This window comes from Pseudogemmobacter sp. TB195 (assembly GCF_058313095.1).
In genome coordinates this window covers 91,541-111,453 of sequence record NZ_JBZEGG010000010.1, presented here as the reverse complement: position 1 = coordinate 111,453, position 19,913 = coordinate 91,541, and the positions used below count along the sequence as shown (strand labels likewise).

The 19,913-nt window shown below is 61.6% G+C and carries 17 protein-coding genes and 1 pseudogene; 12 read left to right on the top strand and 6 right to left on the bottom strand.

Annotated features, from left to right (window positions below; genetic code table 11):
• Window positions 1–29 precede the first annotated feature (29 nt).
• The 3 genes from AC4FS3_RS12075 to AC4FS3_RS12065 form a co-directional block, all read right to left on the bottom strand.
• Window positions 30–1,283 (bottom strand): MFS transporter, encoded by a 1,254-nt coding sequence (locus tag AC4FS3_RS12075; RefSeq protein WP_491020771.1) that lies wholly within the window; start codon window positions 1,281–1,283, stop codon window positions 30–32.
• Between the two features lie 372 nt (window positions 1,284–1,655).
• Entirely contained in the window at window positions 1,656–2,201 is a 546-nt protein-coding gene (locus AC4FS3_RS12070; protein ID WP_491020770.1) for a YaeQ family protein, read from the bottom strand.
• Window positions 2,202–2,490: 289 nt separating this feature from the next.
• Entirely contained in the window at window positions 2,491–3,225 is a 735-nt protein-coding gene (locus AC4FS3_RS12065) for a pseudouridine synthase (RefSeq protein ID WP_491020769.1), read from the bottom strand.
• Window positions 3,226–3,937: 712 nt separating this feature from the next.
• On the opposite strand from AC4FS3_RS12065, the gene AC4FS3_RS12060 reads away from it, so the two are divergent.
• Window positions 3,938–5,167, top strand: coding sequence for a mechanosensitive ion channel family protein (locus tag AC4FS3_RS12060; RefSeq protein ID WP_491020768.1), 1,230 nt, complete (start codon window positions 3,938–3,940; stop codon window positions 5,165–5,167).
• Between the two features lie 136 nt (window positions 5,168–5,303).
• Here the strand turns inward: AC4FS3_RS12060 and AC4FS3_RS12055 are convergent, their stop codons facing one another.
• On the bottom strand, window positions 5,304–6,077 hold the full coding sequence (locus tag AC4FS3_RS12055) for a DeoR/GlpR family DNA-binding transcription regulator (RefSeq protein WP_491020767.1): 774 nt from the start codon (window positions 6,075–6,077) through the stop codon (window positions 5,304–5,306).
• Window positions 6,078–6,324: 247 nt separating this feature from the next.
• Here AC4FS3_RS12055 and hisN point away from each other — a divergent pair, with 247 nt between their 5' ends.
• From hisN to AC4FS3_RS12000, 11 genes and pseudogenes are all read left to right on the top strand, one after another.
• Complete coding sequence (hisN, locus tag AC4FS3_RS12050) at window positions 6,325–7,134, top strand: histidinol-phosphatase (RefSeq protein ID WP_491020766.1); 810 nt, start codon at window positions 6,325–6,327, stop codon at window positions 7,132–7,134.
• A gap of 106 nt (window positions 7,135–7,240) precedes the next feature.
• Entirely contained in the window at window positions 7,241–8,818 is a 1,578-nt protein-coding gene (locus AC4FS3_RS12045; RefSeq protein WP_171909721.1) for an ABC transporter substrate-binding protein, read from the top strand.
• Window positions 8,819–8,897: 79 nt separating this feature from the next.
• Window positions 8,898–9,878, top strand: a complete 981-nt coding sequence (locus tag AC4FS3_RS12040; protein ID WP_491020765.1) for an ABC transporter permease — start codon at window positions 8,898–8,900, stop codon at window positions 9,876–9,878.
• Window positions 9,878–10,786, top strand: a complete 909-nt coding sequence (locus AC4FS3_RS12035; protein WP_491020764.1) for an ABC transporter permease — start codon at window positions 9,878–9,880, stop codon at window positions 10,784–10,786. Before AC4FS3_RS12040 ends, AC4FS3_RS12035 begins: the two co-directional genes overlap by 1 nt.
• A 14-nt stretch (window positions 10,787–10,800) precedes the next feature.
• Complete coding sequence (locus AC4FS3_RS12030) at window positions 10,801–12,618, top strand: ABC transporter ATP-binding protein (protein WP_491020763.1); 1,818 nt, start codon at window positions 10,801–10,803, stop codon at window positions 12,616–12,618.
• A complete protein-coding gene (locus AC4FS3_RS12025) occupies window positions 12,611–13,897 on the top strand; it encodes a Zn-dependent hydrolase (protein ID WP_491020762.1) in 1,287 nt (428 codons plus the stop codon). Before AC4FS3_RS12030 ends, AC4FS3_RS12025 begins: the two co-directional genes overlap by 8 nt.
• A gap of 9 nt (window positions 13,898–13,906) precedes the next feature.
• On the top strand, window positions 13,907–14,848 hold the full coding sequence (locus AC4FS3_RS12020; protein WP_491020761.1) for a phosphotransferase: 942 nt from the start codon (window positions 13,907–13,909) through the stop codon (window positions 14,846–14,848).
• Complete coding sequence (locus AC4FS3_RS12015) at window positions 14,845–15,783, top strand: phosphotransferase (protein WP_491020760.1); 939 nt, start codon at window positions 14,845–14,847, stop codon at window positions 15,781–15,783. The genes AC4FS3_RS12020 and AC4FS3_RS12015 overlap by 4 nt, the downstream gene beginning before the upstream one ends.
• A 150-nt stretch (window positions 15,784–15,933) precedes the next feature.
• Window positions 15,934–16,104, top strand: a complete 171-nt coding sequence (locus tag AC4FS3_RS12010) for a hypothetical protein (RefSeq protein WP_491020759.1) — start codon at window positions 15,934–15,936, stop codon at window positions 16,102–16,104.
• A 161-nt stretch (window positions 16,105–16,265) separates the two neighbouring features.
• Window positions 16,266–16,489, top strand: a pseudogene (locus AC4FS3_RS12005) (hypothetical protein); the annotation flags it as partial.
• 138 nt (window positions 16,490–16,627) lie between these two features.
• Window positions 16,628–18,916 (top strand): PAS domain-containing protein, encoded by a 2,289-nt coding sequence (locus AC4FS3_RS12000; RefSeq protein WP_491020758.1) that lies wholly within the window; start codon window positions 16,628–16,630, stop codon window positions 18,914–18,916.
• A gap of 167 nt (window positions 18,917–19,083) precedes the next feature.
• Here AC4FS3_RS12000 and AC4FS3_RS11995 read toward each other — a convergent pair whose 3' ends face one another.
• Together AC4FS3_RS11995 and AC4FS3_RS11990 are read right to left on the bottom strand one after the other, a co-directional pair.
• Window positions 19,084–19,380, bottom strand: coding sequence for a hypothetical protein (locus AC4FS3_RS11995; RefSeq protein WP_283179625.1), 297 nt, complete (start codon window positions 19,378–19,380; stop codon window positions 19,084–19,086).
• A gap of 13 nt (window positions 19,381–19,393) precedes the next feature.
• Complete coding sequence (locus tag AC4FS3_RS11990) at window positions 19,394–19,750, bottom strand: hypothetical protein (protein WP_491020757.1); 357 nt, start codon at window positions 19,748–19,750, stop codon at window positions 19,394–19,396.
• Window positions 19,751–19,913: the final 163 nt, after the last annotated feature.

Genomic DNA, 19,913 nt, shown 5'->3' with positions numbered 1-19,913 from the left:
GACTGCCCGGGCCGCAAGGTATGCCGCGCTCAGAGCAGGGCTTTGCTTTTGGTCTCGGGGGCCCACAGGATGGACATCACCAGCCCCAGAAGCGGAAGGCCCGCCATGATCAGCAGCGCCGCCGATGCGCCGAGGGTCTCAAGCGCATAGGGCAGGAGATAGACCGCCGCTGCCGCCGAGATCCGAGAGAAAGCCGCCGAGAACCCAACCCCGGTCGAGCGCAGATTTGTGTCGAAAATCTCGGCGGGATAGACATACTGGATGTTATTGGCCGCAGGCGCGACAAACATATAGACCGCGAAAAGGCCGACAATCACCCAGATCGGCGCCTGCGGGAAGAGACCGATCGCCAGCAGCGTCACGAACATTCCCGCGAAGGTTGAAATGACAAAATGGCGGCGGCTGAGCCAGGCGATCAGGAAAAGGCCGAAAACCGCCCCGAGGATCTGCACAAGGTTCAGCCAGATATCGACCGTGGTCTGATCCTCGATCCCGAGCGCGTCGAATACCGGCCCGATAAAGGTGAAAATCGCGAAGAACGGCCCCACCTGGCAGAACCAGAACAGGCCGGAATAGAGATGCTGGCGGACATTCGGCACTTTCAGCAATTCACGCGCCGAGGGCTGGTTGAGCTTCAGCTCCACATCGGGGATCGCAAAGCCCTTGCCGAAATGGCGTTCGACCACGGCCTGCGCCTCGGCGTCACGGCCGCGGGCCTTCAGCCACATCGGCGTTTCCGGCAGGCCTATGCGCAGCAAAAACACCAGAAGGGCCGGAATCGCGCTGGTTGCCAGCAAGAGCCGCCAGTTGTCGCCGGAATAGATCAGGTTGCCATAGACAAAGGCGATGGTGAACCCGACCTGCCAGCCCACGGCAAAGCTGCCCAGGAGCACGCCCCGCCCTTTGCGGCGCGAGAATTCGGCAAGAACCGAGGTGCCGACCGCATATTCCACCCCGACCGCCAGACCAAGCGCAAGGCGCAAGAGCACCAGCTGCCAGACCTCCTGCACGAAAAGCTGCAAGAGCGAGAGCAGGACGAAAGCCAGCAGATTCCAGGAAAATACCGGCCTGCGGCCAAAGCGGTCGGCCAGGTTGCCAAAGAACAGCCCGCCGATAAAGACGCCGATCAGGGCGCTGGCCGCGATCAGCCCCTGACCCAGGGCGGAAAGCTCCATCTCCTGTTTCGCAAGTGCCAGGGCCGGTCCGACAATCCCCAGCACATAGCCGTCAAGCGCGGCGCCCCCAAGAACCGCCGCCGCCGCAAGAATATGGACGGGCCGCATGGGCGCCTCATCCAGCCGTATCAGGCCAGGCCCGCCCGTTTCAGTTTGAGAAGCCATGTTCCCCCCAGAGAATTGATTGCCTTGCTGCCTCTCCCGTGGACTGTCTGCCGCCTGTGTCCGTGACGGAGCGTCGGGTACATGGGCCGGTGTCCTGCCTCAGCCAGGCCACAGGTATGGGTTCCTCCTTTTTTGGGCATCACAGAGGGACTGACCGATCAAAATGCGACCACCTGCAACAGCGGACGCCATTTTCGGCGCTTGTTCTGCAGCCGCTCGGGTCAGTGCATATCTGCCTGGCCCAAAAGGCGCGTGCAGGGCTTGCGGATCAGCGATTGGGGGGCTTCCGGCCGTCACATCGCGATCAGGTGCCCGCTATGCCGCAGCCTTCCATTTCGTCGGGCTGACGTAAAGCACGCTGTCATCGACGCTGACCATCACGTCGCCATCCTGGATATTGACCTGCAGCTTCATCGAGCGATTTGCCTCCTTCGCCAGCCCGGCCGTGTCTTCCTGTGTCAGGTTGATCACCTGGAGATTGTCGAAGCGCGCGGAGCTGCCCTTGATTTTATCCCACCAGATCTCGGCCTGCCTGCCGCCATAGGCGTAGACGGTGACCTTTTTGGACTTGCTGCAGGACTGGCGAATGACCTTCTCGCTGGGCAGGCCCAGTGCGACCCATAGTTCAAGATCGCCGCTCAGGCTTTTCTGCCAGATGTCCGGTTCGTCATCCGTTGAGAGGCCCCTGGTCATCTCCAGCTCGGCTTCGGCATTGAGAGCGAAGGCAAGAAGTCGCACCATCAGCCGCTCATCCGTCTCGGAAGGGTGTTTGGCAACGGTCAGCTTGTGGGTTTCGTAATAGTGGCGATCCATATCGGCCACGGACAGCTCGACTTTGTAGATGGTGGCATTCTGCGCCATGACCGGACCCCGGATATGTAAGATGAGGGTGCATAGTGCCTTTGGAGCCGCTGGGTAAGCGCGAAAACCTTCGGGGCAACGCCCCGCCGCGTATTTCTGGTTCCGGTTGCCTGGAATTGCGTTGATCAGGGACCGAGTGCCCGCCCTGTGACCGGTCTGACCCTGGCGCAGGCCGCTGTGCCGCAGTCAGGCACAGAAATGGGCTTATCTTCAGACTATGGGAATACGCCCGGCCGCCAAAGCACTTCCGGGTCGAAACCTGTGCGACCCGGTTCCGGCCGGGAACATCCTACAGAAAGACCCGCTGCTGATCCTCCGCCCCGAGCAGCCTCCAGGAACCGGCCGCCAGATCATCCGGCAGGCGCAGCTGCCCCAGGCTCTCACGATGCAGCGCCTCGACATGATTGCCGCAGGCCGCGAACATGCGGCGCACCTGATGGTATCGCCCCTCCGTGATCGTCAGCAGGGCTTCGGTCGGCGACAGGATTTCCAGAACCGCGGGATCAAGCGGTTTTGTCTCACCTTTCAGCATCAGGTCACCGGAGGCAAACAGCGCTGCCTCGTCGCCGTTCAGCGGGCGGGCGAGGGTGGCGCGATAGGTCTTGCTGACCTTGCGTCGCGGGCTGATGATCCGGTGCAGAAGATCGCCATCGTCGGTCAGGAGCAGGAGACCCGAGGTCTCTTTGTCAAGCCGGCCGACCGTCGAGAGGATCGGATCACGCTGCCGCCAGCGCTGCGGCAGCAGGCCGTAGACCAGGGGTCCCGCTTCGCTGTGCGAACAGGTCACGCCGGCGGGCTTGTTCATAAGGATCACCATCCCTGCCACGGGATCAAGCGGCGCGTCATCGACACTCAGGCGTGCCGGCAGATCCGCGTCAACCGTGATACGGCTTGTGACATCGACGGGTTTTGCCCCATCCAGTGTGATCCGCCCGGCGCGCGCCAGCCGGCCGATCTCGCTGCGCGATCCATAGCCCATAGAGGAGAGCAATTTGTCGATCCGGGCGGTTACGGCTTTCGGCATCGTGTCGGTCTCCGTTCTGATCGGATGGCGGGGGGCTGCGGGCTCTTACGCCGGAACATTCCCCATGACTTCAGGCTGACGCCATTTTTGTGCAAGGCCGCGTGGATCCGTCTGAACACATAGTTGCCGCAGGCCATTTCACGTTCATGCTGCGGCACCCAGTATTTTACCCGACAGGGGATGCCAAGTGGCGCGAACGTTGCGACCGGGACGTCATGCGGATTGCCTGTGGCGATGGTTTCCGCCCCCGCCAGTGCCTGTGTGATCTGCGCCTTCGCCACCGCAACCGAAAGCGCGAGCTGCCGCAAGGCGTTTGGGGGAGCGCATCGCCTCACGTGATCCAGAGCGTCAGATATCCGAAGTCCAGATCCGCATCGGGTCGCAGGGGCTCTCGAACCAAGGGTGTTCACCTGCTCCGCATGTACCGCTTCACTGCTCTCGGCAGTGCCGGGATCCAGCGCCTGGCCTGAATGTAAGGGGGAAAGGTGCAACTCCGGCCAACAGCCGGTTTTCGCAACAATGCCCCGAATGCGTGAAATACATTCCTGGCCGGACCTGGCCTTTCACTCTGCGTAAGCCCACGATCCCGCATGGGATAGTGATCACGATGCCGACAGACTGGCCGGTCGTGACATTGCCCCGAGACGCCTGAGAGGGCACAAGGCAGGGTCACCCTTTCGCAGGCAAAACCGGCAGATGAGAGACTAAGATTATGCATAACCTCTGGGCCTTCGCGGTCGATACACCCTGGGTCGAAACCCTATTCTGGCTCAGTGCGCTGATCCTTGCCGCACTTCTGGTGAACATCGTTACCAAGGCGGTGCTGGTGAAACTTCTTCACCGCCTGATCGAAGGGGTCCAGTATATTCAGGGACCCGAGGTTGTACGGTCCGGGGTGATCGCAAGGATCGCCAATGCCGCGCCTGCCCTGGTGATTTCTGCAGGCATCATGCAGGTACCGGGTTTGCCCTTTGCCATCGCCACAATCATCCGAAACGTCGCGAACGCGTTCAATATCCTGGTTTTTGCGATGGCCATCTCGGCGGCGCTCGGGCTGTTCCACACCATCTGGAACCGGCGTTCTGCGGGCAATGGCAGATCCATCAAGGGCTATGTTCAGGTTGCGACAATTCTCGTCTATGGCATTGCGGCGATCCTGATGGTTGCGGCGGTCATCGACCGCTCGCCCCTGATCCTTCTCTCCGGACTTGGGGCGCTGACCGCCGTTCTCATCCTCGTCTTTCAGGATACGCTGCTGTCGCTGGTCGCATCGGTTCAGATCAGCTCCACCGACATGGTCAAGGTTGGTGACTGGGTGGAAATGCCGGCCCAGAATGCCGATGGCGATGTGATCGAGATCGCGCTCCATACGGTAAAGGTCCAGAACTGGGATAAGACGATCACGACGGTTCCGATCCGGAATCTCGTAACCCAGCCCTTTAAGAACTGGCGCGGAATGCAGGAGACCGGCGGGCGCAGGATCAAGCGCTCACTTAACATTGACCAGAATACCATCCGCTATCTTTCGGATGACGAGTTGCTTCGACTGCAGCAGATGAAGCCCATCAGAAGCTATATCGAGCGCAAGACCCGTGAACTGTCGGACTGGAACGCGGTCCTTGAGCCCGATGAGGTCAGCTCGAACCGCCGCCGCCTGACCAATATCGGCACCTTCCGCGCCTATGTGGAGAGTTATCTCAAGGCGCATTCGCAGCTTCGTCAGGACATGACGATGATCGTGCGTCAGCTTCCCCCCGAGGCTGAGGGGCTGCCGATCGAGATCTATTGCTTTACGAACACCATCGCCTGGGTGGCCTATGAGGGCATACAGTCGGATATTTTCGACCACCTTTACGGCGTCCTGCCAGAGTTCGGTCTCTCTGTGTTTCAGTCACCTTCGGGGAGTGATTTCAGAAGATTGCCAGGTCGTGACGGTGCCTGAACGCGCACCCGCTGAGTACCAGGCCTGTGTGTTTTCCGCCTGGATCTCTGCGCCGCCGCCGGGGCAGCAGCATTTCCCGTGCCGGGCGGGGCGAATGGCCGGGTGAGGCCGGGCCCCTTCAAGCCATCGGGGGGGGTCAACTGCCTGTCGCAACCTCGCAAAAATGCACCGTGCCGCGCGTCAGGGTCAGGCTGGCACCGCGCGGATGAGGATCGGTGACCAGATGGTTGATCTCCTCAAGACGACAGATCGAGACCCGGCTTTCGGCGCCGATCTTTCCGGAATCGCAGAGCAGAATATTCGACTGGGCGCGACGCATCATCGCCCGGGCGACCTCGGCCTCATGCAATTCGTAATCAGTGACGCCGCGGTCGGCATGCAGACCCACCGGCGAGATGACAGCGAAATCTGCGAGGAAGCGGTCGATCTGCGACAAGGTCATCTCGCCATAGGTCGCTGGCACATCGCGATGCGGCCGCCCCCCAAGCAGAAGGATGTCGCATTCACGCCCCGCAGACATGATGCGGGCGATCTCAAAGGAATTGGTGATCACGCGGATATTGCCCCGCGCCGCCAGTTCGCGCGCGAAAGCGATGGTGGTGGTGCCGGTGTCAATGAAAAGCGTCGATCCCTCGGGGACCAGGGTCAGGGCCTTGCGCCCGATGGCGGTTTTCTGGGCCACATTCTCGGCGCGGCGCATTTCATAGGCCGGCTCGGGTTCGATCCCGGATCGCGCGAGGGTCGCGCCGCCATGGACGCGGTTCAGAAGCCCGCTCTCCTCCATTTCCAGAAGATCGCGCCGGATCGTCTCGCGCGAGACATCGAATTGTGTCGCAAGCTCGCCGGTTGAAACCTTCTGCCGGGCGGTCAGCTGACCGAGGATCTGCGCCTGCCGCTCATGCGACCACATGTGTCACCTCATTGTTCACCGGCTTTAAAGCCACAGAAATTCCACAAAAACCCAAAACCATGTGGCAATCCACCCTCAAATACGGCGGTTTCGGCCCGTTCAGCAGTCAATCCGCCGCTTAGCTGCCCGCGATTTGCCCTATGCCGCAATTGAATCCACAATTTTTTGCATCTGACAAACTAATTTTGTTGCGCGTTTGTGCGAATCGCTACTAGTTTGACGAAGAAATGCCTCGCAGGTGCAACAAATGCCACGAGATTCCAAATCAGACCCCGGTGATGAACTGCGTTTCCTGACGCAGGCGGCTGAGGCTGCGAAAGAGATTACCCTGTCCTGGTTCCGCCGCCCGATTGAGGTAGAGGACAAGGAGGACAAATCGCCGGTCACCATCGCTGACCGCGCGACCGAGGCCATGCTGCGCCGCATGATCGCGGAGAAATTCCCCGAAGACGGGATATTCGGTGAGGAAGAAGCACCGAGCAATCTCGACAGCCGCCGCATCTGGGTGGTCGATCCGATTGACGGCACCAAAAGTTTCGTGACCGGGCATCCGCTTTATGGCGGCCTGATCGCACTTCTGGAAGACGGCGTGCCGGTGCTGGGGCAGATCGACATGCCCGCGCTTGGCGAGCGCTGGCAGGGGAGCACGGGCGGGCCGAGCACATTTAATGGTGCACCCTGCCAGACCCGCAGCTGCAAGGCACTTGTCGATGCCTGGATCTATACGACCAATCCATTCGCCTTTCCTGGCCGCTCGAAAGCAGCCTTTGACGCGGTCAGCTCCAGGGGCCGGCTGACCCGATATGGCGGCGATTGCTACAATTACGGGCTGCTGGCTTCGGGGCATTGCGATCTCGTCATCGAAACCGGGCTGCAGCCTTTCGATTACCTGCCGCTTGTCGCGGTGGTCGAAGGCGCAGGGGGCGTGATCACCGACTGGGATGGCCGCCCGCTCACGCTGCAATCTGCCGGTGATGTCGTCGCCTCGGCCACGCCGGAGTTGCATGCCGAAGTGTTGCACCATCTGTCGGGCCAGGCGCCGGAGCCCCCTGGCTGATACAGAAATACCCCGCACGCATGGGGCCAAATCATCATGCGGCGACAAATAACCAAAGCCCGGAAAAGCCAGAAATCGGTACCGGGCATCCAACATGGAGAGAGAAATGATCAGCAGACGGAAGTTTATGAACTATTCAGCGGGATTTGGCGCGCTTGCCGCCATGCCGCAGATCAATACGAATTTCCTGTTTGGCCCGGCCATGGCCCAGACGACGAAACCCATCACCTTCCTCTCGGCCGAAAACATCACCGGCAACTGGGATCCGACCGCGCATACGACGCTGTCGCAGACCAATATCGAAGGCTTTGTGATGGGCTATCTGACCCGCGCGCCGATGACGCCGGAAAAGCCCGATGAAGTGGTTTATGAACTCGCGACCGAGATCAGGGAAATCGACGCCCATACGCTGGAGATCAAACTCCGCGAAGGCGTGACCTTCCATGACGGCAAGCCCTTCACCGCGAAAGACGTGAAGGCGACGCTGGAATATGGTTCGGGGCTGGACCGTCCGAAGCAGGTCTATCCGGGTGCGACCGATACGTTCGAAGTCACCACGCCGGATGATTTCACCGTCGTCATCGACACGTCGAAAGGCGGCTACGGCGCGTCTTTGTTCATCTTCCTCGCCTCCTACCTGCCGATCCTTGCGGCGGATGACGTGGCGGGTGGCCCCTCGGGCCCGCTTTCGCAGCGTCTGAACGGCACCGGCCCGTTCAAATTCGTCGAACAGCGCGGCAATGACACCGTGATGGAGGCCTTCCCGGGCTATTTCAAAGGCGCGCCGACCGTGCCGGGCGTCAATTTCTCGTTTGTCGGTGACGGCACCACGCGGATGCTGTCGCTGATGTCCGGCCAGGCCGATATCATCGAACGGCTGGAGCCCGAACAGGCCGAAACGCTGGAGGCCGAGGACGGCATCGTCATCAAGCGCCAGGTCTCGGTCGAAAACAAATATCTCTGGTTCCGCTGCTCGAAAGCGCCCTTCGACAATCCGCTGGTGCGCAAAGCCGCCTGCCACGCCATCGACCGTGAGCTGATCCTGGAAGTGATGGGCTCGGCCGGTCACGCCTCGGCGAACTTTGTCTCGCCGATCAAATTCGGCTATATCGACCTTGAGAATTACCCGGAATACAACCCCGAGGAATGCCAGCGCCTGCTGGCCGAGGCCGGCTATCCGAATGGCGAGGGCCTGCCGGAGCTGGAATATATCACCTCGACCGGCTTCTACCCGAAAACCAAGGAATATGGCGAGGTCATCACCGCGCTGATGCAGGAACAGGGCTTCAAGGTCACGCTCAATGTGATGGAAGTCGCGGCCTGGAACGAGCGTCTCTATGACCGTCCGGGCGGTGGCCCGGGCCATATGGTCGATTGCGGCTGGTCCACGGGTTCGCCAGAGCCGGATCTGGTTCTGCGCTCGCATTTCCATTCCTCGTCGAAACGGATCTGCGGCATCGAAGATGCCGAGATTGACGCGGCGCTGGATGAGGAACGCAATTCGCCTTCCCTCGAAGCGCGCAAGACCTCGCTTCAGACCAATCTGATGCCGATGCTGGCCGACAAGGTTCCGGCGCTGTCCCTGTTCACCTCGGTGCTGATGCACGGGATGCGCGAGAACCTCTCGGGGCTGATCATGTATCCCGACGGGCAGATTGACGCCTCCCAAGGCACCTTCGGCTGACAAAGCCTCTGGCAGAGGGCGCCCGCGCTCTCTGCCAGCCCATCCAGCAACACTTTCTGCCAGAACGTCCGGGGTTTGAATGTTCATCCTTAGGTTCCTTGTGCGCCGCCTTTTGCAGGGCGTCGTGATTGTCTTTCTCGTATCGGCGCTGATCTTCACGCTTTTGCGCGTGGTGCCCGGCGATCCGGTGCGCCTGATGGCGGGCGGCATGGCCCCCGAGGCGCTGATCGAGGAGATCGCGACCGAGATGGGCCTGCGCGACCCGATCCCGGTGCAATTCACGCGCTATATCACCAAGGTGTTCCAGGGAGATTTCGGGCAGAGCTTCGTCCGTCCCGCCTCGGGTGCGGCGGTGGGGGGCGCGAGTTTCGACGACTCGACGCGGGGAGAAAGGGCAAGGGTGCTGGACCTGATCGCGCAGACCGCGCCAATGACGATCCAGCTCGCGCTGCTTGCAATGGTTTTCGCGCTGATCATCGCGCTGCCGATTGGCGTGGCAGGCGGGCTTTACCCGGGCAGATGGCCTGACCGGATGGCGCTTTACCTTTCATCGCTATTCGTCAGCCTGCCGAATTTCTGGCTCGGCATCGTTCTGGCGCTGGTGGTCTCGGTGAAATGGCAGCTGGTGCCCTCGATCGGCTATCACAACTTCGCCTATACGATCCTGCCGGCCTTCGTGCTGGCCATCGAGATCGCGCCCTTCCTGATCCGCACGCTGACGGTCTCGGTCGCGGGCGTGATGGCGCAGAACTTCATCGACATCGCCCGGGTCCGGGGGCTGTCGCGCAACCAGATCGTGTTCCGCCACGCGCTGAAAAACGCTGCGGTGCCGCTTCTGAATCTGCTCGGCGTGCAGTTTTCGATGCTTTTGGGCGGTGTTCTGGTGATCGAGTTCATCTTTGATTACCCCGGCCTTGGCCTTCTGACGATCAACGCGGTGATGCAGCGTGACTTCCCGCTGATCCAGGGCATCGCCATCATCACCGCTGCCGCCTTCGTCCTGATCAATATCGTGGTCGACCTTGCTGCGACCGCCATCGACCCGAGGCTGGATTACTGATGAGCGTCACAACACTTGACCCCGCCGCCCGCGTCGCCGCCGCTCAGACCGTATCCTCGCGGATCTGGCGCGAGGCCTTCGCCTCGATCGAGTTCCGCATCGGGCTGATCGTCTTCGTCCTTCTGGTGCTGGCCGCCGCCCTTTACCCCGAACTCAGCGGGCTGGACCCGACGAAGCTCTCGGTCCGCGAGAAGCTGATCCCGCCCTTGTTCCTTGGGGAAGGCTGGACATGGAAACACCCGCTCGGCACCGATCAGCTGGGGCGCGATATGCTGTCGCGCGCGCTGACGGGGCTGCGCTATTCGCTGCTGATCGGGGTTGCGACCACGGTGCTGATGCTGATCGTCGGCGCGCTGATCGGGCTCTTTGCCGGCTATTATGGTGGCCGGGTGGATATGGTGCTTATGCGGCTGACCGATGCGCAGCTCGCGATCCCGATGATCATTCTGGCAATCACCATTCTGGGTGTATCGCGACCAACCATTCCCTCGATCATCCTTGTCCTCGGGCTGGCGGGCTGGCCGGTCTATGCGCGGGTGATGCGCTCGACCGTGATGGCAGAAGCGAAAAAGGAATATGTGCGCGGCGCCATGGTGCTGGGCGCGACAAACCTTCGGATCATGTTTCTTCTCATCCTGCCGCTTCTCCTGCCGCCGATGGCCTTTGTCGCGGTGCTGGATATCGCGCGGATGATGATCTTTGAATCTGTGCTGGGCTTTATCGGCCTTGGGGTGCAGCCACCGACGCCGACCTTTGGCAATATCATCTCGGACGGGCGTAAATACATCATGAACGCCTGGTGGATCGCCACCATGCCCGGCGTTTTCCTTGTGATCACGCTGACCAGTATCAACCTGATGGGCGCCGCATTGGAGCGTGCCCGCAACAAGATCTACGGGGGCGCATGAAGATGGAAGAGGCGATGAAATCTGCGCCGGTCCTTCAGGTCTCGAACCTGACCGTCGCCGCCGGAGCGCGCGAGATCCTCTCGGCGATCTCCTTTGACATCCACCCACGCGAGATCCTGTCGGTCATCGGCGAAAGCGGGTCGGGCAAAACCGTACTGGCCCGCGCGATTGCAAGCTGGCTCTCGGACCCTTTGCGCATCACCGGCGGAGAGATCCGCTTTCGCGGCCAGGATCTGGTGAAGAACCCCGGTCTTGCGCGCAAACTGGCGGGCCGTGAGATCGCCTATGTCGGCGGCAACCCGGCAGGCGCGCTCGACCCGACGATGACGGTCGGCGCGCAGCTGGTCGAGAAACTCCGCGCCGTGCGCCCGGATATTTCAGCCACAGAGGCGAAGAAAAAGGCGATCCAGCTGCTGAATGCGGTGCGGATTCCGTCTGCCCATAAGCGGTTCGAAGAATACCCGTTCCAGTATTCCGGCGGCATGATGCAGCGCGCGATGATCGTCGATGCACTGATCTCGGACCCGGCTTTGCTGATCGCCGATAATATCACCCAGCCGCTTGATGTGACGGTGGCGGCGCAGATCCTGAAACTGATGCGCGACCTGAATGCGCAATTCTCGACGGCCGTGCTGTTCATCTGCTCGTCGCTGCCGGTGGCCTGCGATGCCTCTGACCGGGTGATGGTGCTCAATGCCGGACGCGTGGCCGAGATGCAGCCGCCCCGCGCGCTGATCGAAGACCCGAAAAGCGCCTATACCGCCAAACTGATCCAGGAACTGCCGAAGCTCTGGGATGAGACCACCCGCGCGCCGGGCGAGGAACGCGATGCTCCGGTGCCGGTGCTCTCGATCCGCGATGTCGCGAAAGCCTATAAGATCCGGCGGCGCGGCGAGGCCGGGCTTTCTGTGGTTCAGGCCGTGCGGAATGTGTCTTTCGATGTCTTCCAGGGCGACAATTTCGGGGTCGTGGGCGAATCCGGTTGCGGTAAATCCTCACTGATGCGGCTTTTGACCGGGCTGGAACGCCCCGATCACGGCCAGATCATCTTTGACGGCGAAGATGTCGGCACGGCCAGCGCCGCGACGCTGCGCGGGATGCGCAAGAAATTCCAGCTGGTGCTGCAGGACCCCTACGGATCGCTGCCGCCGCAATGGCCGATCGGCAAGATCCTGGAAGAGCCGCTGAAAATCCACGGCATCGGGTCGGCTGCGGAACGGCGCGACCGGGCGCGGGCGGTGATGAACGAGGTCGGGCTGCCCGACAGCTATTACAACCACCTGACCGGCGGGCTGTCGGCGGGCCAGCGCCAGCGTCTCAATGTGGCGCGTGCGATGATCCTGGAGCCGAAGCTTCTGATCATGGACGAGACGCTTTCGGCGCTGGATCAGACCGAACAGGGCAAGCTGCTCGATCTGTTTGAACGCCTCCAGGCGCTGCACGGTTTCACCTATATCTTCATCTCGCATGACCTGACGATGGTGCGCCGCGTCTGTTCACGGATCGCGGTGATGTATCTGGGCGAAGTGGTCGAGGTGGCGCCGAATGAGCGGCTGTTCTTTGACCCCGGCCACCCCTATAGCCGCGCGCTGCTCTCTGCCGCGCCGACGCTGGAGACACGGCGCTACCGTCCCGAGGATTGCCTCCTGGAGGGCGAGCCCCCTTCACCCATCGACCTGCCGCCCGGCTGTGCCTTTGCCAGCCGCTGCCCGCATGCCTTTGACCGCTGCCGCGTGGAAAACCCGGTCCTGCGCGACAGGGGCGGGCGGGCGCTTGCGGCGTGCTTCCTTAACGACGAGACCCCGGCCGTATCGGAGAAGACCTATGCCTGACACCACAGTTCCAAGCAAAATCGACGCAGGTCTTCTGAACCGGCTGATGGACAAGATCTCGGAATTCGGTGCAACGCCGATGGGCGGCGTCGACCGCCCGGCGCTGACCGATGCTCATGCGGCAGCGCGCAACTGGTTCAAAACCGAAATGGCCGCGCGCGGCTATACGGTAAAGGTCGATGCCATCGGCAATCTCTTCGGCCAGATCGACCTTGCCGGCGAAGGCGCGCCGCTGGTGATGATCGGCTCGCATATCGACAGCCAGCCGCTCGGCGGGCGGTTCGATGGCGCTTACGGCGTGATGGCGGCGCTGGCGGCAATCGAAAGCTACCGGGCCTGGTGCGCCGAGACCGGCACCACGCCGCAATGCAATTTCTGCGTCGCCGACTGGATGAATGAGGAAGGCGCGCGCTTCACGCCAAGCCTGCTGGGATCTTCGGTCTTCTCGGGCGAATATACTCTCGATTTTGCGCTGGCACGCCAGGACCGCGATGGCAAATCAGTGGCCGATGAGCTGAAACGCGTGGGCTATGCGGGCACCGATACCGCGCCCGAACCGGTCGCCTATCTCGAAGTTCATATCGAAGGCGATGCCGAGCTGGAAAAGGCCGGCAAACATATCGCCCCCTTCGCCCGCCACTGGGGCGCGCTGAAGGTGAAGATCGAGGTGACCGGCGAACAGGCCCATACCGGCCCGACCAAAATGGAAGACCGCAAGGACGCGCTGCTGGGTGCGGCCTATATCATGGCGGAACTGAAACACCTCGCCAATACCGCGCCGGATACACTTTACAGCTCCTGCGCGCGGCTCGATATTTCGCCCAATTCCGCCAATATCATTCCGGAAAAAGTGAATATGTTCTGCGAATTGCGCTCGCCGGAACAGGCGATGCTCGATTGGTCGGAAGCCGGGCTGAAAGCCGCCCTGCCGGAACTGATGGCGAAAGCAGGCGTGGCAGGCGAGATCGTCTCGATTGACCGCCGCCCGGCGGGGCGGTTCGACAAACGGCTGGTGAAGCTGGTCGAAATGGGCGCCGACGAGAACAGCTACGGGCGGATCGAACTTGATACGGTCGGCGGCCATGACGCCGTGACGATCCAGCGCCGGATTCCGTCGATTGTCTTCGTGGTGCCCTCGGTCGATGGCGTGATCCACCGTTACAATGAATATACCAGCCCGGAAGATCTGGCGAAGGGCGGTGATGTTCTTGTCGGGATGATCCGCCGGATCGACGCCGCCAGGGGTGATCTCGACCTCGCTGTGACCATCAATTCCTGAGGGGGACGCATGAGTCAGATTGTCACGGATGCCGATGTCGCGCGGGTGATTGCCGCCGCGCCGGGGCTGGACGGCGCACAGGCGCGGCCTGGCCCGGCGGCGCTGGCTTCGCCCTCCTGTCGGGGGCTGGAAAGCGCGGCGGTTTTCGTCGATCTGCCTGATGGCGAAAGCCGGTTTCTGAAGATCATCCATCCCGAGATCCGGGATTTCCTCGACCTGCCGACCGGTTTCGCGGCGGCAAAGACGGCCGGCGAGGCCGGGGTCGCGCCCCGGGTTCTCTGGTCCGATCCGGAAGCCGGGGCGATCCTCTTCGCGGCGGCAGGTCCGGGCTGGCGCGAGGCGCGACTGGCCGACTGCCTTGACGCGGATTTTCGCAGGAACACCCTGCAGGCGCTGCGGCGGCTGCATGAAGCCCCGGCCAAAGGGGCGCGGTTCGAGCCTTTCGCACGGCTTGAGGCGCTGATCTCCGAGGCAGGTCGCCTGGGCGTTTCCCTGCCTGCGGATCTTGGCTGGATCCTGTCGCTGCTGAATGCCGCTCGCCCGATGCTGGAGGCCGCGCCGCTGGCGCTGTGCCGCAATGAAAGCTCGGTCTCCAACCTGATGATCGGGCCGGATCAGGCCGCGCTGCTGGTCGATTTCGACCGGGCAGGCCTCAATGACCCTATGTATGATCTGGGCGCGGTGCTGGCCGAGATGCATGAATTCGAGCGGGATATGCAGGCGACATTCCGCAGCTATGGCGGCGATGAGGCGGGGTTTGCCCGGGCGCGGCTCTGGTCGGTGGTGGATGACATGATCCAGGCCATCTTCTGCCGGATCCTCGGCCATGTCTCGGTGCGCAAATCGCTGGAATGGCTGAAATTTGGCGAATGGCGACTGATGCGGGCGCGGCTGGTGCTGCATCACCCCGGTTTCGAGGAAAAAATCCGGATCGCGGAGGGTCGGGCATGATGAAAGCAGTGGGGAGCGCCGCGAGCCAGGCCGAGCGCGATATCGAAGCGGCAATGCAGGATGCGCGGGCGCTGTTCGGGGAAGGCGCCCGCTATGCGCCGGTCTCGGGCGGGATCTCGAATTCCAACTGGCGGGTACAATCGGCCTGCGCCAGCCGTGACTGGTTCGTGAAAATCCCCGGCAACGGCACCGAGATGTTCATCGACCGTGTCGCGGCGATGGATGCCTCGCGCAAGGCCGCAGCCGCCGGGCTTGGCCCGAAGATCTACGAGGATCTCGCGCATCAGGGCGTGGAGATCAATGATTTCATCCCCGACCGCCGCCCCTCGACCCATGCCGATTTCGGCAATCCCGCCAATCGCGCGGCGGCGATTGCGGCCTATCGTCAGATGCATGCTTTGCCCGCGCTTGGGCTGACAAAGACCGTTTTCGACATGATCGACGAGCATCATGTGCAGATGGCAGAGCTTGGCTCGCCCGTGCCGCGCCATGCCGAATGGATTGCGCTGAACACAAAGATGGCGCGCGATGCGATGCAGGCCTCGGGCCTTGATCTGGTGCCCTCGTTCAACGATCCGATGCCCGGCAATTTCATGATCGGTGCGGATGGCTCGATCATGCTGATCGATTATGAATATGCTTCAATGAACGACCGTTGCTATGATCTGGGCATCTGGTTCGGCGAGATGTTCTACACGCCCGAAATCGAGGCCGAACTGATCGAGGAATATTTCGGCCGGGTAACGCCCGAGATCGTGGCGCGGGTCACCGTTCACAAGGCGCTGGCCGATGTGAAATGGGCAGCCTGGTCGATGGTGCAGCTGAAGGTCTCGGCGCTGGATTTCGATTTCTACAAATATGGGGTGTGGAAGCTGATGCGCTTTCAGCAGATCACCAGCAATCCGGCCTGGAAAGAACAGTTGCGCAGGCTGTAATCGCCTGCGTCACATCCCGGACATGGCCTCTCAAACCGGGGCAACGAAGAGCAGGGCGCCCTGCTGGCCGTTGGCCGGGGTCGTTCCCCGGTCAGCCAGCCGGAGCTCATAAAATTCATTTTCGCTGAGGCGAGAAACCAGGCGGCAATGATGTTCGCGGGGCTGTCGTACAACGCCCTCAGGGTGCCTGATCTGGTCGGTGTTGTTGCAGAAGTCAGCTCCAGCCCGGATCCCCGGTTCGGCTCCGTGTGGTCAGGCTTCGGGCATGAGCAAGCCCGCGCCCGTCATCTGTCGCATGACGAACCGGAAGTGCTGCAATGATGCGCTGAAGCAGTGCGGATCTCTGCTGATCTGGCTGGTTAAGGACTGACATGGCGCGCTCAGGACCGGCAGCCATGGCCGCCCTGTGGTGTTCAGCGGTGAGGAAGATCAGACAACAGTCCGGGAGGCTGTTTCCCCGACGAACGCCCCCAGGTTCTGCCTGGAAGCGCTGGTCCGGATATCACGCCCGAAGGCGGTTCAAGACCAGGAGGGGCTGCCTCAAGGCGTTTGGCGCAACGCAACGCCTTACGTGATCCAGACCGCCAGACAGCCGAAGTCCAGATCTGCATCTGGTCGCAGGGTCTCTCGGACCAAAGGTGTTCACCTGCGCCGTATGAACCGCTTCAATGCTCCCGGCACTGCCGGAATCCAACGCCCGGCCTGAATATAAGAGGGAAAGGGGCACTTCCGGCCAGCCGCCGGTTTTCGCAAAAATCCCGCTTTGGCACTGGTAAAGAACCCAGGTGACTATGCAGGGGGGATGCGCTAAATTGTCGCATTGACCTGTCGGCGAGAGACTCTGATGGCCTCCGTAGAAAGCAGTGCATCGTCCAGATGGTTCAAACGCGTCCCGGCTCTTCCTCCGCATTCGCTCGTCATCGGTCTCGCGGTGTTTACCGCATGTTCATTGGGCATCCTTACAAGACCGGTCGGGTATCTTGCGATGATTTGGCCCGCAAATGCGGTCATGCTCGGATTGCTCGTTCGCCTGCCTGATACGCGCCGTCCCTCGGTGTGGCTGTTGGCGGCGGTGGCCTATATGGCAGCAGACCTGATCGCGGGCACCAGTATTGCAAAGGCCTTAGTGCTCAATGCCGCAAACCTGTGCGGCGTGGGTACAGCCTGCCTTGTCTGCCGGTATCTTCCCGAGAATGCGCTGCGGATGCGGGAGCCGGCATCCGCATTCTATATCGTCCTTGTCTCGGTGTCGGGTGCCGCCTCTGCGGGGCTTGTCGGCGCAATTGCCGATCCTCTGGTACTGAGGCTCGGGGCGGTCAATGCAGGGACATTCTGGTTCACGACGGAACTCGTCAACTATATCGCCTTGTTGCCGGTCATACTCTCCGCGCCGACGCCTCGTAGCCTGGGCGCGAATATCAGGTCGTTCAACCTGGTGCCGCGCGCGCTTGCAGCTGTTCCTGTCGTTGCTCTGGCAGCGTCCTGCGCCCTGGCGATGGTTGTGGGAGGGCCAGGCGCCTTCGCCTTCGCGCTGCCCGCGCTTTTGTGGTGCGGCCTGGCTTATTCCGTCTTCACTGCTTCCGCCCTCGCTTTCGTGTTCAGCTGTTGGTTGCTGACCGTCATGTGCGAGGCCTATCTTCACAGTGTCGCGGGCGCCTATGACGAGCATGCGATTGTTTCCATGCGATTGGCAGCCTTCATGGTCGCATTGGCGCCTGTCACATTGTCTATCGTGATGCGCAATCGCGATGACCTGATCAGTAAGCTCTTGCTTGCCCGGCAACGCGTCGACATAGCCCTCGAAGCCGGCGGGATCATCGCCACATGGGACATGAACCTGGCGCGGCGGGATCTCACCGTGGAAGGAACGTTCCTGAAACGGTTCGGAATGGAGGACCAGCCCGAGACAGGTATCCCCCTTGAGAGACTTTCGCCGCTCCTTCACCCGGATGACCGTGAGCGGGTACTCGATGCTCTCGGTGGCGCGATCGCGACCGGCTCTGACTATCACTGCCGCTACAGGATTGCGACGCCCACAGGTGAAAACCGATGGTTTGCCGCTTTCGGCAAAGTGGTGCGTGACGGGAAAGGCGCGGCCTCCCATCTGAGCGGCATCCTGATCGATATCACCGAGCTGACCGACGCCGTCGAGACACTTGAGCAAAGCAACAAACGTTTCAATATCGTGAGCGAATCCATTCCTCAGATAGTCTGGAGCACGGACGCCGATGGGCGGCACGACTACTTCAATTGCCGGTGGACCGAATTCACCGGCATCACCCCGGAAGAGATCACGGCAGAAACCTGGAAAACCCTGGTTCACCCAGAGGACAAGGCGCGGGTCGATGCAACCTGGGAAGCCTGCCTTGCGACGGGAGAAACCTACGCAATCGATTATCGCTTCCGGTATCATGACGGCAGCTATCGCTGGCTCAAGGTTCTTGCCAAACCGCTGCGGAACGCCGAAGGCGCGATCACGCGCTGGTATGGAACCTCCACGGATATCGATGCCGTCAAGCAACTGGAAGCCGAGCGTGAGATCATCGCCCGGGAACTTGACCACCGGATCGGCAATCTGTTCGCACTTGTGAATGGCCTGGTCAGCCTCACGGCCCGCGACGGCTCAGATGTTAAGGCCGTGACGGAGTCGCTTCGGGGACGACTGAGAGCGCTCCACGATGCCCACGGCCTTATCCGGCATAACCAGGACGGAACAGCGGCCACTATAGCGGAACTGTTGCGTCGACTTCTCGCGCCTTACGATAAAGGGGAAGACCACATTAAGATCACAGGTGATGATCTGCCGCTCGACCCGTCAGCCATGACCGCGATCGCTCTTATATTTCATGAGTTGGGGACGAATGCCGTCAAGTATGGGGCCCTCAGGGACAGCCAGGGCCTGCTCCGGGTCGAGCTCAGCCACATCGAAGATCGCTTCAGCATTCGCTGGGTGGAAATGACGCATTTGCCTGCCGCGACGGGTCAGGGTACAGGCTTTGGCTCGAAGCTGTTCAATTCAATCGTCGAAGGCCAGCTTCGGGGTCACGCGACACGGACATGGACGCAGGACGGCCTGACCATTGATATCAGCCTGCCGGTCTCGTCGCTGACGGGTTCCGGCACACGGCACTGACACCTGAACCCGCCCCTGACAGGGATGTTCATTGGGATACCCCCCGGAAGGAAGCAGAAGCGGCGGTCGAACCATTGGCGCAGCAGCATCCCTTGCGCGGTCTGATCGGCCCAAACCCTGCTGCGCCCGGCGGATTAAGGAAAGCCGCGCGGCAGGCGCTGCGCCTGTCATCTCGGGCCCCGCGATATCCTCCGGGCGATCAGCAAGACGCCCTCCCATGCCAGCCCCAGCAATCCGCCTCCAAGGAAGAAAAGCGAAATCAGCATCAGCCAGCCCATGACGGCCATGGTGTAAAGCACGCCTCCGATATCGGTTCCCAACAGGATACAGGGCTGGGCAAAGCCTTCATGCAGGGCGCAGCCGTTCCAGTCCGCAATCAGCCCGGCCAGGGCAACCGAAGCGAGTGGTGCGATCCCGATGACGACCATCAGGATCAGCAGCCAGATCCGGCGTGAGGTCTTCACCCCGGCACCCGGATCATGCGCGGCGGCGGTTCAGGGCCGCAGCAGCCGCCAATGCGACAAGGCCCGCGCCGATCATCGCCCAGTCAACGAGATGCGCCGTCAGGTCGCCCTGATTGGCCTGCGAGATCCGGCGCGCTGCCGCCTGGGCATCATCGCCCGATGCCTGGGCATCCATCATTGCCACCATCCCGGTATCGCTGCATTTGGGCAGCAAAAGCGCCAGGGCCTCGGCATCGTCACCGCTCTGCGCGCGGACCTGTTCTTCGCACCGCGCCTGGTCTGCCGCGCTGACGCCCGCATCGGCAAATTGCCGATAACCGCCAAAGCCCAGCAATGCGAGGCCAATGATAACAAGAAGAAGTTTCCGCATAACGCCGTCCATGTCGTATGTTTCCACGCCCTGTAGCACAGATGTTCTGCCGGAACAGTCACTCCCGGATTTTGGCCGGGCGCATCCCGTGTCTCTCGGCAGGATCACGCCGGATGCATTGCGTCCCTGCTTGGAACCGGTCTCCTTCCGGTCCATCCTGCCC